This window comes from Nitrospirota bacterium, assembly GCA_016212215.1.
Lineage (GTDB): Bacteria > Nitrospirota > 9FT-COMBO-42-15 > HDB-SIOI813 > HDB-SIOI813 > JACRGV01.
On the sequence record JACRGV010000066.1, the window covers coordinates 1 to 14,388 of the forward strand.

General features: G+C 43.3%; 12 protein-coding genes and 1 pseudogene. All 13 read right to left on the minus strand.

Features of this window, described 5'->3' with window-relative positions:
- The coding region (locus HZA08_06030) for a restriction endonuclease subunit S (protein ID MBI5192985.1) at positions 1-545 on the minus strand (545 nt) is incomplete at its 3' end.
- Positions 542-1,225, minus strand: a complete 684-nt coding sequence (locus HZA08_06035) for an RloB domain-containing protein (GenBank protein ID MBI5192986.1) — start codon at positions 1,223-1,225, stop codon at positions 542-544. The genes HZA08_06035 and HZA08_06030, both read right to left, overlap by 4 nt.
- Positions 1,225-2,493 carry an AAA family ATPase gene (locus HZA08_06040; protein MBI5192987.1) on the minus strand — a complete coding sequence of 423 codons (1,269 nt, stop codon included), beginning with the start codon at positions 2,491-2,493 and terminating at the stop codon, positions 1,225-1,227. The genes HZA08_06035 and HZA08_06040 overlap by 1 nt, the downstream gene beginning before the upstream one ends.
- A 67-nt stretch (positions 2,494-2,560) precedes the next feature.
- On the minus strand, positions 2,561-4,081 hold the full coding sequence (locus HZA08_06045) for an N-6 DNA methylase (GenBank protein MBI5192988.1): 1,521 nt from the start codon (positions 4,079-4,081) through the stop codon (positions 2,561-2,563).
- 12 nt (positions 4,082-4,093) lie between these two features.
- A pseudogene (locus tag HZA08_06050) lies at positions 4,094-6,209 on the minus strand (DEAD/DEAH box helicase family protein).
- Positions 6,210-6,402: 193 nt separating this feature from the next.
- Positions 6,403-6,993, minus strand: a complete 591-nt coding sequence (locus HZA08_06055) for a riboflavin synthase (protein ID MBI5192989.1) — start codon at positions 6,991-6,993, stop codon at positions 6,403-6,405.
- A gap of 201 nt (positions 6,994-7,194) precedes the next feature.
- Positions 7,195-7,677: a hypothetical protein gene (locus tag HZA08_06060; protein ID MBI5192990.1), complete on the minus strand. Its 483-nt coding sequence runs from the start codon at positions 7,675-7,677 to the stop codon at positions 7,195-7,197.
- Positions 7,678-7,898: 221 nt separating this feature from the next.
- On the minus strand, positions 7,899-8,105 hold the full coding sequence (locus HZA08_06065) for a hypothetical protein (GenBank protein MBI5192991.1): 207 nt from the start codon (positions 8,103-8,105) through the stop codon (positions 7,899-7,901).
- Between the two features lie 99 nt (positions 8,106-8,204).
- A complete protein-coding gene (gene ribD, locus HZA08_06070; GenBank protein MBI5192992.1) occupies positions 8,205-9,446 on the minus strand; it encodes a bifunctional diaminohydroxyphosphoribosylaminopyrimidine deaminase/5-amino-6-(5-phosphoribosylamino)uracil reductase RibD in 1,242 nt (413 codons plus the stop codon).
- Between the two features lie 135 nt (positions 9,447-9,581).
- The gene (locus tag HZA08_06075) at positions 9,582-12,227 is read right to left on the minus strand and encodes a pyruvate, phosphate dikinase (GenBank protein MBI5192993.1); all 2,646 of its coding nucleotides are present in this window, start codon (positions 12,225-12,227) and stop codon (positions 9,582-9,584) included.
- Positions 12,228-12,509: 282 nt separating this feature from the next.
- On the minus strand, positions 12,510-13,445 hold the full coding sequence (locus tag HZA08_06080; GenBank protein MBI5192994.1) for a cysteine synthase family protein: 936 nt from the start codon (positions 13,443-13,445) through the stop codon (positions 12,510-12,512).
- 178 nt (positions 13,446-13,623) lie between these two features.
- Positions 13,624-13,764 carry a hypothetical protein gene (locus tag HZA08_06085; protein ID MBI5192995.1) on the minus strand — a complete coding sequence of 47 codons (141 nt, stop codon included), beginning with the start codon at positions 13,762-13,764 and terminating at the stop codon, positions 13,624-13,626.
- Positions 13,761-14,156, minus strand: coding sequence for a transposase (locus tag HZA08_06090; protein MBI5192996.1), 396 nt, complete (start codon positions 14,154-14,156; stop codon positions 13,761-13,763). The genes HZA08_06085 and HZA08_06090 overlap by 4 nt, the downstream gene beginning before the upstream one ends.
- Positions 14,157-14,388: the final 232 nt, after the last annotated feature.

Sequence of the window (14,388 nt, forward strand, 5' to 3'; positions counted from 1 at the left end):
GCCTCCGCCTCCTCAACCGCCTTTTGTCTCAGCCCTTTCGCCTCTTCAATCTTTGCGGCCAGCTCCTCAATCCGTGCCACAATGTACTTTTGTTCGGAGAGAGGGGGAAGGGGAATTTTTATCTCTAAGAACCGTTCTGGACGAATTCGGTTCTTTCCACTGGTCCCACGAGATTTTTCATCACACCTTTCCCAAAAGTCCTTTCTTTTGCTCAACCAGTGGATCCATCGAGGCTCCAGTTTATCTCTAAGCGGCGCAAACGTGGGAAACTCACCTGAACCATAGCAACCGGAAAGTTGCTCAGAGACAACCGCAATACTGCCGCTCCTTGCCCATATCTTGTTAACAATAATATCATCTGCCTCTACTTTGGAAAGTGTCTTATATTTTGTTTGGCCTCCGTCAATTGCTTCACGCTCATAGGCACCTTCGCCCCATAGCTTCACACCTATTTGACGATATTCAATGCCTGCAATAAGCACTTCCGGGCGTTCAACAGGTAGAGCAACCTCTCCCAGCGGCACCATCGGCCACGGCTTACTCATAACTTAGCCTCAAAAATATTTCTTTTTAAATTCTGGAGATATTCTACCAGTTCATGCACATTTGTTGACGGATTATCTGTGCCATTATTTTTATGAAATGATTCCAATTTCTTTGCATTTATAATAGCAGAACCCACTTTGTCACTGAGCTTTGCACAGATACTTCTACTACCCTTTTGATAGCCAGGGATATGCCGCTTTACTTCCGATACTACCAACTCACAATTGGAGGCACCCCCCGCTGTACTGAAAGAACGGGTTGTGTAAACGTAGTGAATAAGTAACCATATTTCAAAGCAGGGGACAGAGGTTATAGCATTAAGAACTGCATCGTTTTTAAGAGGAGTAGACCTGATTTTATCGAGTGCGGCAGCGTACGTGGTGTGCTTGTCCCTGTCAAATACACAGTAGACACGATCATAGTGTGGATATTTATTGAATTCTTTAAGAGCACAATTAACAACGCTAAGCGGATCAGACCCCTTTGTATTGTCAGCGATTATAATATTCGCATTACTTAACCGCAGATATTCACGAAGACCTGAAAAATAGTAGGGTTCGGTCTTTGCCCCTTCACATACAATCAGGACAACGTCATAAGGCGCACGTTTTGCTGCCTCTCGGCGTAAAGATTCTAGTTTTCGGGCCTTTCGCTTATGGAAAAGATCATCCGTTCCCATTAAAACTTAAATTCTCCGATGAACGGAAGGGCGCCGTACCGGCCCATAAGGTATCCCTTTTCAAGTGCTTCCTTTTTACGTGGGCTGAAATCACTTAGAGGATAAAGTGTAGTAGCACTTTCCCTGTCCTTTTCCACAAACCAGACTTGATCCCGACGGAAAATATCTGTGTCGAGAATAGAAGTATCATGTGTTGTGAAGATCAGTTGGGCATTATTTTTATTGATTTCTGGATTATGAACAAGATTGATGAGAAACCTCACCATAAGTGGATGAAGGCTCGTATCCAACTCATCAACAAACAGGATGTGGCCTTTAGCCAACACATCCAGCCATGGCCCGGCAAATGCAAAAAGTTTCTGAGTACCATCAGATTCTTCAGGTAATTGAATTGGTATAAGCTCATGTGTATCATGGATTCTATGAAGAAAATTTACAGTAGTAACCTCAGACTCTGCAACAGATTGTGAGGATGCAGATTTAATAACATCAAATTTTACTGATACTTTTTTTACCTTTTGTGTTTGAAGCTCTATATCATGAATGCTCAAATCCGCAGCATTCATGAACTCCATCATTCGTCTTTTGCCTTCCTCTGATGTACACTGATCTATTGAAAATTGCAGATTAATCCCTAAACCAGGCATAATAACAGCAAGCTTCTGCTGAAACCAGTTGAATACCGGTTTGAGCTGTTCGTTATTAAGCTGAATAGCTGTAGAAAGAAACAGGCCATTTTGGCGGGTTGACTTCTGCCAAATATTGCGTAACCGGCCGGTACCCTCAAACTTGCTGCCAAAGCTCCAGTTGTCACTGTTTTTCTGTGAACTAAAAGTTCGTTCAAACCAGTGCTGGGGCCTTCCCTCAGGGAAAGCAATAAGCCATTCATGTGTAACTCTGACATTATTGACTGCAAAACCATATTGATAGCGCACATCGTCCTGATTGAAAATCACTTCAAACTCACTGGATTCCATGCGGTTCTTACTATTAAGCAGAAAGGTAGTTACATTAATTTTTTCTCCTTCCTGCAAAGCTTGTGAAGTCAAAACAAAGTTCTGCATAAAGTACATTGCGCGCATAAGATTGCTCTTGCCTGCTGCATTAGGGCCATAAATTACAGCAGACCTAAGTAGGTATGGCAATGCTGATAAACCCGAAGAAAAGGCATTTTGGTCTTGCAGTTCCGCCCCTGTTCCTGCAACTAAGCTGAGGGTTTGATTTTCTCTAATAGAACGGAAATTTGTTACCTTGAATTCAATAAGCATTTTAATTCCTCAATTAAAGAAATCTTTAAGGCATTATTGCATAAAAAATGCAAAAGTCAAGAGATAATTATGAATTAGCCTGATTTCCAAGTACTTGCCGTATATCTGCCATTATCTCCAGAATCCTCTGTTCCTTCTTAACTATATCGTCCACCAGTCTTTCAGGCGGCAGGTGTTCAAAGTCATCTTTAGAATTAGGATTTTTAATATCCAGATTGTAATTGTTTGATATAACATCTTCAACTTTTACCTTCCATGCCTGGTTACTCTCTTTTCTGTTATTCCACCAGTTGAGGCAGTCTCCAAACTCATCAAACTGTATAGGCTTTGTCTTTGTGTAGTTTTTGCGTCCATCAGGTAAAGGCTGCTCATAATACCAGATCTCTTTTGTTGGCCCGCCCCTGTCAAAAAATAAAAGGTTTGTTGGTATGCCTGTGTACGGGGCAAAGACTCCATTGGGAAGGCGGACAATTGTATGAAGATGAAACTCTTTAAGTAGTTCCTCTTTTATCCTTGCACACACGCCGTCTCCGAACAGCGTTCCGTTTGGTACAATTATTCCACATCGTCCTGGTTTATTACCGGCGACAGGTCTTCTTAATTTTCTCATAATCAGTTGTAAAAACAGCAAGGCTGTTTCAGATGTCTTTTTATCTTCTGGAAAATTATTTTGTATCCCCTTCTCTTCCTCACCTCCAAATGGAGGATTGGTTAATACAATATCAACCCTGTCCTTATCCCCTATCTCATTGAGTGGAAAACACAGGGCATTACCTGAATCTATCCGGGGATATTCAAGGCCATGCAGCATAAGATTCATCTGACAAAGTAGGTATGGGAGCGATTTTGCCTCAATGCCATAAATAGATTCTTCCTGAAGTTTGTTGAAGTCTTCTGTTCTCTTACATTGGGCCTTAAGATGTTCATACGTCTCAACAAGGAAACCGCCTGTACCGCTGGCAGGGTCAAGCACAGTCTCACCCAGGTTTGGATCAATCACCTTTACCATAAACTTTACAACCGCCCTTGGTGTATAAAACTCTCCGGAATCTCCTGCAGTATCCCGCATCTCCTTAAGCATGGATTCGTATAGATAGCCTATAGTGTGAATTTCATCTGAAGATGTGAAGTGAATCCCATTTACCTTATTTAATATGTCCCTAAGCAGGTAGCCATTTAACATCCTGTTATTGAGGCCTTTAAAGACTGTTGCTATCACATCCCGTCTATCGTTTCCGTTTGTCCCCTGAAGTAAGCGGAGATAAGCAAAAAGGCCCAGGCCTCTTTTACCATCAGTACCGATAGCTTCATCATTGTTAATGAAGTCTATGAGGTCATCACCAGTAATTCCGTCTTCTTTTGCTGCCCAATCACGCCAGCGATATGGACGTTCAATAATGGGCTTATATCTCCGTCCCGCAAGTGAGGCCTCTGTTTCATGGAGCAGTTCCATATCATCAAGAAATTTCAAAAACATAACCCATGTCAGCATTGGAAGGCGGTCAAGGTCACCATTCAACCCCTTATCCTTTCTCATGATGTCACGGCACGATTTTATTATTGAACTTAATTGTTGTGCAGTGGTCACTAATACCCTCCATTATGCAGCATATAAAAGATTCTGTATCTTAGTTACTGCCTCTCTTAATCTCTCAACTCCACCAAACTTGTTTGCTATCTCCATGACATTCCCATGCTTTGATATAGGGTCAATTTTCAAGATGTCCGGTATCTTAAACTGTGGGGTGCCATGTTCAATATATTTCTCAAGGAGTTCGTTGAGAATCTGCCTTGCATCAGTATCATACCTTTCCAGAAACTGATTCTCCTCTTTCCTGAGGCGTTCTACACGTTCCCTCCTGCTCCTTTTAGGTGAGTTAAAGGCAAGATTGCACAGGAGGTCAAATGGGTCAACATTCGGGTCACCGGAAACCTTTATTAACTCTTCCAAGGAAATACCCTTCTGTTCCAATGCATTAATGATTGCTGACCTTTCTTCTTCAATACCCCATTTTGACCGTAGTTCTGCGGCAGAAGTGAAGATCTCTTTTACCTTCTCACCCGTATAATCTGTCAGTTTTACAATCCTTAGTTTTTTTCCGTCCGTGCCAAGCTCATAGACAATATCTGCAATTATCTCGACAACAACATTATCAACATAGTATTTTCGCGACAGCTTTTTAGTATCATTCTCCTCACTAATGGATTTATCAACAGGAGTATCTTCTATAGCATCGTACTCTTTCCTTATATCATCCGGTAATATACTTACCGGTTCGCCTACAACTTCACCAATCCGGTTCATCTCCTCTTCAGTAATCAAGGCAGGCTCACCGTCAAATTCGGGGTCTGCAAAGAGTTTTGTGGCGCTCCCCGTGTAATCTATAATTGTAAAATATAGTTTTCCATAGTCATCCCGAACCCTTGTACCTCGCCCAATAATCTGTTTGAAATCTGTCATCGAATTTATGACCTTTACAATAACTACGTTCTTGCAGGTCTGCATATCTACACCTGTTGACAATAGCTTTGAGGTTGTTAAGATGGCAGGTGTCTTTGTCTCCAATTCCTGGAAGCGGCTGAGATGCCCCATTCCAATATCACCCTCCTCAGATACCACACGGCATATATAATCAGGATATTCTTTTACAAGATCTGAGTTGAGATTATTTAATGCCTTCCTCATATCCTCTGCATGTTCCTGATCAACGCAAAATACTATGGTCTTATCAAATCTGTTAGCTTTCTTTAAGTAATCTGTAAGATGTTTTGCTATAGCCTCCGTCCTTGCTTTAATTGATATTATGGTTTCATAGTCACCAGTTGCTCTCATCCCTCGCACTTCCACGGTGGCATTCATCCACTACAATAAGATCAAAAAAATCTCTCGGGTATTCACGGTAAAGGCCCGGCCGCCTCTCGTCTTTGGCAATAGCCTGATAAATGGAAAAATAGATCTCACGACTCTTTATTGCCTCTCCTTCTATCTTCCACCGTGCATCACCAAATGGGGTAAATATCTTATCTTTTGGGTCATCAATCAGAATATTTCTATCGGCAAGGTAAAGCACTTTTGGTCTTCTATACTCACCTGCCTTGTTCCAGCGGTTATTCCATAATTTCCATATTATCTGAAACACGACAACTGTCTTGCCTGTACCTGTTGCCATGTTTAGCAAAACACGTTTTTTACTATTTAAGACAGCCTGAATTGTACGGTTTATTGCAATCTCCTGATAATAACGGGGTGTTTTACCTGAAAGGTGATAACAGGGAGCGGTTATCAAGTTTGAAAAGCTGTCATCTGTAATATTCTCTGCATATCTTATTCTATTCCATAGATCATCCGGAGATGGAAATGTCTCAATTTCCCTTTCTTTTCCTGTTTGATAATCATGTTCTATTATGCCATGTCCATTCGTCGAATAAGCAAACTTTAACCCTAGTATTTCTGCATATTCTTTTGCCTGTTGCAAGCCGTCAGCAGGTTTTTTATATGATGCCTTTGCCTCTACAACAGCAATCATCATATCCCGTTTATATCTCAATATGTAGTCAGCCCGCTTTGGCTTCTTACGGAAACATTTGTCACCAACAACCACTATTCTTCCGTCAGTAAAAGTCTTTTGTTCGCTAATATGGTCATCACTCCATCCGGATGCGTAGAGTTTTGGTAGGACATACCTTCGGCAAGTATCTGCTTCATTTTCAAGCATGTGGTATTCTAATCAATTAGCCTTGGCAGGTCAAATGTAAAAAGGGGACAGATTTATTTTTTGTCCCGTCGCACAGCGGCATTTTACTAAAGCTATCTCTTATGTCAACAATCCATTCCAATAAATAAATCAGTCCCCTTTTCAGTCATTAAACGACAACCTGTTTGCTACATTGAGATATGAGTTCTGATGATTAACTTCCTTTAGTAAACCTCTCCACATACTTCCCAATCATGTCTGCCTCAAGGTTTACCGTGTCACCGATCTTTTTGAGACCGAGTGTTGTTATTTCGGCTGTATGGGGGATAACAGTTACGGAGAACCTTATTCCCTGAACCTCATTTACTGTAAGGCTTATGCCGTCAATTGCAACTGAACCTTTATAGATTAGATATTTCGATACATCCTTAGGGGCTTCAATGGTAAAGATTGATGCATCACTTTTATTAATTATCCCCCTGATTACACCAACACCGTCCACATGGCCTGAAACAAGGTGTCCGCCAAGGCGGTCTGAAAGCCTCATGGGGCGTTCGAGATTGACCCTATCACCGACCCTTAATTTACCAATTCCAGTCTTATCTACTGTCTCCCTTGAGACATCTGCTGAAAATACAGAGCTGTTAAACTCTGTAACCGTCAGACATGCACCGTTTACAGCGATGCTGTCTCCGGTCTTCATGCCTTCCATAACAACCTTAGCTTCTACTGACAGACGTATGCCGCCTGATTGTGACCTGATAGCCTTTATTGTTCCAAGCTCTTCTGTGATTCCGGTAAACATCTTATCTTTTCCTATCCCTGAAAATCCCCATAGCACACCCCCACCCTACCCCTCCCCCGTCAAGGGGGAGGGAATAGAAATTTAGCTCATCATCCCCCTACCCCATAGCATCCTTTGCTTACATGGGGTAGGGAATTTCTAATCTCTTTCTTCTATCTTCTCGCTTCTTATGTCTTCTTACTATTCACTATTCACTGTCTTTTACAGCTCTGCCCCTACCCGTATCCCAAAAATATCCGCCTTTGACTCCGGCTGAAAAACCCTTGATACCTCAGCAGACTTTGCGTATCTCATCTGTTCATAAAAAAGTAAGAGTTGAAGCCTTCCTTTTGCAATCCCGGCCTCCGCATTAAACGATAACTGACCACGTGGATTCAGTGTTACATCAGGTAATGTTGAATCTATCTGACTAAGATGAACACTATTGGTTGTAAAAACCGGGATATTCAGACCGAGACTGCCGAATGGTTTAATACTATTTCCTCTATTTATTTCTCCGCGAACACCGGTGCGTAAATAAAGCGTCTGCCACAGTTCTGTATACCCTACTACAGGTGTCCCTGCTGTTGTCTGTCCATCATTAATTTTTCTCAACCACCAGCGATAACCTCCGCCGAAATAAGGTTCAATTAATATATCATTACCAAGTCTTTTATAAAATCCTTTGTCTGCCTCAACCCTCATTCCTAAATAATCAGTTATGCTGACTGCCTTCTCCCTTGTCTCGATTGTGGACCCGTCATAGTTTATCTTTCCAAGTAATAATTCCCATCCGGTATTTAAGGTTTCTTGTGATGGATAAACTAACTTAGCATCAAAACCAATCCCATATATAAACCCATTTTCTTCAAGTAATTTTCCCCCGTTAAACTCCTGCCATACAAAGTTTTCAGAAAAGGCATAGATTACAATGTAATGTGATTTTTCACCTGAGCCCCCCCCGGCGGGGTTGGAAAACCCCGCCTATCCATGAATAAATTGAGGATAGGCGGGACATTCTTGTCCCGCCTATTTTCTAAAGGGGAATTTAGCTGATCGGCAAAAGAAAGGTCTGAAAAAATAAAGAAAGTTATTATAACTGACATGACCACCATAACAATCTCCCTTTTCAATCCCCCTCCTTGCCGGCTTACCTTCCTTCCCGCCTCTTGTCTTTTCCTTCTTACTTCTAACTTCTAACATCTTACTTCTAAATTCTTACCTCTTACCTCTCACCTATATCCTATCACCATAATATCCTCCCCCAGTCTCCTTATTTTGATATTCTTAAAAAAGATCGAGTCATCAAGTGATTTAGGTGAGGAACCACCGACTACATTTACAGAATCACTTCCGCCGATAATCCTTGGAGAATACATCATTACTACTTTATCAACAATACCTTCACGCAGTGCCGAAGCATTAACACTGGAACCGCCTTCTATCAGTATGCTTGTTATCCCGGATTTCCCGAGAATCGGTATCAGGGATTTGAGGCCGACTTCGCCATCTTCCCTCTCCTCAACAATCATTACCTTAATGCCATTCTTCTCCAGAGCCTCAATCTTGTCCAAAGGAGCCGCTTTTGTAGTAACCACCATAGTTGCCTGTTCTGAGTTCATCCGAGAATCACCCCCCCATGCCCCCCCTTGAACAAAGGGGGGGATTGCCGTTGGCCATTGAGAACCAGAGGAACTTTCCCCCCTTAACAAGGGGGGGATTTTCGTTTTCCTTTTTGAAACACCTGTTTCATGATAGTTCACCTGAAGGACCTTTGCTGTAACCGGTATCCGCAGTTTTGAATCTAATATAATCCTTAACGGCTGCTTACCTTTGCTGTCAATATGTCTCACATTAAGAGAAGGGTCATCAGTGAGGATAGTCCCTATGCCGACCATTACCGCATCAACCATAGCCCTTAACCTGTGTGAGTATCTCCTCGCAACCTTTCCCGTAATCCATCTTGACTCACCTGAAGCGAGGGCTATCTTGCCATCAAGACTTGTTGCGGCCTTCATTATTACATAAGGTATATTTGTGGTTATAAATTTAGAATACATCTCATTCAGCATTGATGCATCTCTCTGCAAAACACCATTCTCAATCTCGATTCCGGCATCTGCAAGTTCTCTTACACCACGGCCATTTACCAATGGATTAGGGTCATTCATACCGATTACAACACGCCTGATTTTTGATTTAATTATTTCTTTTGTACAAGGAGGTGTCCTCTTGTCTGTGTGACAACAGGGTTCAAGATTTACATATAAAGTTGCACCATTGGGGTCAATAGACACATTCTGTAATGCCTCAGCCTCGGCGTGCAACTTTCCGGGCCCCTTATGATACCCCTTCCCTATAATCCACCCATCCTTAACAATGACAGCCCCGACCATTGGATTGGGGCTGGTAATACCTGTCCCTTTTCTGGCAAGGTTAAGGGCAAGCCGCATATATTTTTCATCAGGGGTCATAGTATTTTTTAGAAAGGGTTCAAGGGGTCGAGGGGGTTCGGGGTAAATCCAAAAGACCCCATCCCCACCCTAACCCTCCCCTTGAAGGGGAGGGAATTTTAATTTCACTTCTTGCTTCTTACTTCTACCTTCAGCCTAATTACCTTCAGCCTTCTTGCTTCTCAGAAACGCCTGTGCTGCTGCAAATCTTGCAATAGGGACCCGATAAGGTGAACAGCTTACGTAATCCATACCTGCCCTGTGGCAGAAGTCTATGGACCTGGGGTCTCCGCCGTGTTCACCGCATATCCCGACCTTCATGTTTGTTCTTGAAGAACGCCCCTTTTCTATACCGATCTTTATAAGCTGACCTACCCCTTCCTGGTCAATAGATACAAAGGGGTCTGTATCGAAAATGCCTTTCTCAATATAGAACGGCAGGAACTTTCCTGCGTCATCCCTGCTGAGACCAAGTGTTGTTTGAGTCAGGTCATTTGTACCGAATGAAAAGAACTCTGCTGTCTTTGCAATCTCATCCGCCACAAGGGCAGCCCTCGGGAGTTCAATCATAGTACCTACCTGATATTTCAGTTTAACTTTATAGGCTTTCATTACCTCTTCTGCAACCCTGTCAACCATATCTTTTAACATCACAAGCTCTTTTAAGAAGCCGACAAGAGGTATCATAACCTCAGGCACAACCTTTACACCTTCACATTCAAGTTCACATGCCGCCTCAAATATAGCCCTTGCCTGCATCTCATATATCTCAGGATAGGTAATTCCAAGCCTGCACCCCCTGTGTCCGAGCATAGGATTAAACTCAAACAATGTCTTGTTCTTCGCCATAAGCCTGTCAGCGGGAACACCCATATCCTTTGAAAGCTCTTCTATCTCTGCATCAGTATGAGGAAGAAACTCATGAAGAGGCGGGTCAAGTAATCTTATGGTTACCGGCAGGCCCTTCATAACCCTGAATATCTCAGTAAAGTCCCCCTTCTGAATTGGGAGGAGTTTTGCAAGCGCCTTTTTTCTTCCCTCTATATCATCGGATAATATCATCTCGCGCACAGCCTTGATACGGTGAGGTTCAAAGAACATGTGCTCTGTCCTGCAAAGCCCTATCCCCTCTGCACCGAAGTCCCTTGCTACCTGTGCATCATAAGGCGTATCAGCATTAGCACGGACTTTAAGCGTACGTATCTTATCCACCCATTTCATGATAGTCGCAAAACTCTCACTCAGCTTGGGCTTTATCAGGCTAACCTCTCCGGGTATTACATCACCGGTTGACCCGTTAATAGTAATATAGTCCCCTTCCTTTATAATCTCGTCATTAACCTTAAAGTATTTCTCTTTTTCCTTCACCTGAATATCACTGCATCCGACAACACACGGCTTACCCATCCCCCTGGCAACCACCGCCGCATGTGATGTCATGCCCCCCCTTGATGTCAATATACCCTGTGCCGCATGCATACCTCCTATATCCTCAGGAGATGTCTCCATCCTGACAAGTACACACCGCTCGCCTTCTTTTGCCATCTTTTCTGCATCCTCAGCATTAAATACAGCACGTCCGACAGCCGCCCCAGGAGATGCCGGAAGACCTCTTCCAACAACCTTTACCTTAACATCCGGGTCTATCATTGGATGCAGTAGTTGATCCAACTGTTCAGAATTAATCCTTGAAATCGCTGTCTCCTTATCAATAAGCCCCTCTTCAACCATGTCCACTGCTATCTTGAGTGCCGCCGCCGCTGATCTCTTACCTGTCCTGGTCTGGAGCATGAAGAGAATGCCTTCCTGAATAGTAAACTCAATATCAAGCATGTCTTTGTAATGCTTCTCAAGCTTCTGATAAATTGAAACCAATTCTTTATATGCATCCGGCACTAACTTTTGAAGTTCTTCAATCGGAAAAGGTGTCCTGATTCCGGCAACAACATCTTCCCCCTGAGCATTCATCAGACACTCCCCAAAGAATCTTCTCTCTCCTGAATTCGGATCTCTTGTGAATGCCACCCCTGTACCGGATGTCTCTCCCATGTTTCCAAAGACCATTGCAACTACACTTGCCGCAGTCCCCATGTCATGAGGAAGATTGTGAATCTTTCTATATGTAATAGCCCTCGCCGCATTCCATGAATTAAAGACCGCATTTATTGCCATCATCATCTGCTCTACGGGGTCCATAGGAAATTCCTTGCCGGTCTCTTTTTTAACAAGTTTTTTGTAATGGCTGACAATATCCTTCAGGACATTTGCATCCAAATCCGTATCCTGTTTCAATCTCAGTTCATCCTTCTTCTCCTGAAGGATTTCTTCAAAAAGGTTCCTGTCTATGCCCATAACAACGCTTCCGAACATAGTTATAAAACGGCGGTAGGCATCATACGCAAACCTGTCATTTTTGGATTTTTTTGCAAGCCCAAGAACACTCTTATCATTAAGGCCGACATTAAGAACAGTGTCCATCATTCCAGGCATTGAAACCTTAGCACCTGACCGGACAGAAACAAGAAGAGGATTATCAGAATCGCCGAACTTAATCCCCATATCTTCTTCAACCTTCTTCAGATTCTCAAGCACCTGGTCCCACATCCCTGAAGGATATGCCTCATTGTTTTTGTAATATTCAGTACATGCCTCCGTAGTAATAGTAAATCCTGGAGGGACACGTATACCGAGATTGGTCATCTCTGCAAGCCCCGCACCCTTTCCGCCAAGCAGGTCTTTCATATCCCCGCGCCCATCTGCCTTACCCTTCCCAAAGAAGTAAACGTATTTTTTCGTTGCCATGATAAAATCCTCCTGTTATTAAGATGCAAAAAGCGATATTAAATAACAATAACCCACCATTCCACATTGCAAAACCCATCCCCACCCTAACCCTCCCCTTGAAGGGGAGGGAATTAGCATAACACCCCCTCCCGCAAGGGGAGAGGGAATAAACTTTAACACCCTCTCCCTCAGGGAGAGGGTCCGGGTGAGGGTGGGGTTGTGTAATCCTGAGATAATTCTTCTTACTTCTTGCTTCTAACTTCTTACCTCTTGCGTCTGACTTCTGTCTATGATTGTCCGTTACCACAGCGGCCCCTGAATCTTATCACTGATAATCTTTACATCCTCCGTCCACAACCGCTCGCTGACATACTTCCATCCGCCGTCAGGAAAGAGTGTAACAATAACACCTGATTTCATCTTCTTTGCCAGCTTAATCACATGATACATTATCGCACCTGAAGAGATTCCGGCAAAAATACCTTCTTTATCCGCAAGCTCTTTCACCATCCTGAAGGCATCTTCATCCTTGCAGAACTCATTCCCATCCAGCTTTTTAATGTCAAGTATAGGGGGGGTGTAACCATCAAGCAGGCTTCTCAACCCCTGAAGCCCGCTCTTGGGATAAGGTTGGACTGCAATAATCTGCGTATTCGGGTTATGCTCTTTTAACCTCTGCCCTGCCCCCATCAAAGTACCGCCTGTACCGAGGCCGGCAACAAAATAATCTATAGGCTCAGGCACATCCCGTAATATCTCAACAGCCGTAGTCTCATAGTGTGCACCAGGGTTAGCCGCATTACTATACTGGTCAAGCATAATATACTGCGGATTGTCCTTTAACATCTCATGGGCTACTCTTATCGCCCCATTAGTTCCCTGGTCTCCAGGTGATAATACTATCTCCACACCAAATGCCTTCAGTATCTCCCGCCTCTCAAGGCTCATACTCTCAGGCATAACAGCAGTGAGCTTATACCCCTTTATCTTTGCAACCATACCAAGTGATATTCCCGTATTCCCGCTTGTGGGTTCAAGGAGTATCTTATCTTTGCTCAGGATTCCCGCGGCCTCAGCCTTCTCAACCATATACTTGGCAATCCTGTCCTTCACACTGCCTGTAGGATTAAAGCCTTCGAGCTTAGCATAAATCTTAACATCCTTATTAGGAGTCAGATTCCCCAATTCAACCAGCGGCGTGTTCCCTATAGTATCAATCAGATTTTTGTAAAGCATGTCTCCTGTCTTCACCCCCACCCTAACCCTCCCACCTCAAGGGGGAGGGAATATCTTAGGAACGTATCTTTATACTTCCTGTTTCTGACTTCTTGCTTCTTTCCTCTAACTTATGATTTCTATCTTCTAATTCATCCTTTAATCGTGAAGAGATTATAAGTAAATGAGGTAATTACTGTCAAGGCATCCCTCCTATTATTGTTTCAACCGGTACTACCTCAACCTTTTTATGAAGCGAATATCTCTTCTCCCCCGTATAAACTACAGTGATACGTTCCAGATTGAGATCCTCCAGTGCAATCCGTATAGAAGGTGTCATGGCAGGCGTTCAAACATGTACCTTAGATAACGGTATGGCTCAAGGCCGTTGGCTTTTGCTGTTTCTATCAGGCTGTAGATGGTAGCACTTGCTGCAGCACCTTCTGGAGTTGCTGAGAATAGCCAGTTCTTGCGGCATACAACAAAGGGCCTTATCGCATTCTCTGCAAGATTATTGTCAGGACGCAGCAGCCCATCCAGCGTATATCTCTCAAGGCGTTCCCACTGATTAAGTGCATAAGATACAGCCTTGCCAAGAAGGCCCTGAGGAGGTGTCTTGGGTGCAATATCATCAAGCCACTTCTTAATCTGCTTCAACAGCGGAACAGACTTCTCCTGGCGTAATTGGTAACGTTCGTCTGCTGTAAACTTCTTCTCATCCGCCTCTCTCAAATATCTTCTCCTGGCGATATAATGGAATGGAATCTACATACTTGCCTGTTAAGCAGACTTCTCAGACTTACGGGCATGTATAGAAGCCCTTAATAGCCGTATCTGCTCTGTAAGAAAATCGTACTTGTAGATAGTAAAATAGAATTGACCCCCTATCTCCACTACCTCACATCCAGACTCCGGCCAACGAAACCGGTGTTTCTCCAACCGCTTCTGCCACAGACAAAAACCA

Bases quoted from the DNA above. Each gene is read 5' to 3' on its own strand.
- HZA08_06035 (MBI5192986.1), bottom strand. From the start codon at position 1,225: ATGGGAACGGATGATCTTTTCCATAAGCGAAAGGCCCGAAAACTAGAA.
- HZA08_06080 (MBI5192994.1), bottom strand. From the start codon at position 13,445: ATGCTTTACAAAAATCTGATTGATACTATAGGGAACACGCCGCTGGTT.
- HZA08_06085 (MBI5192995.1), bottom strand. From the start codon at position 13,764: ATGACACCTTCTATACGGATTGCACTGGAGGATCTCAATCTGGAACGT.
- HZA08_06040 (MBI5192987.1), bottom strand. From the start codon at position 2,493: ATGCTTATTGAATTCAAGGTAACAAATTTCCGTTCTATTAGAGAAAAT.
- HZA08_06075 (MBI5192993.1), bottom strand. From the start codon at position 12,227: ATGGCAACGAAAAAATACGTTTACTTCTTTGGGAAGGGTAAGGCAGAT.
- HZA08_06055 (MBI5192989.1), bottom strand. From the start codon at position 6,993: ATGTTTACCGGAATCACAGAAGAGCTTGGAACAATAAAGGCTATCAGG.
- HZA08_06060 (MBI5192990.1), bottom strand. From the start codon at position 7,677: ATGAGGGTTGAGGCAGACAAAGGATTTTATAAAAGACTTGGTAATGAT.
- ribD (MBI5192992.1), bottom strand. From the start codon at position 9,446: ATGACCCCTGATGAAAAATATATGCGGCTTGCCCTTAACCTTGCCAGA.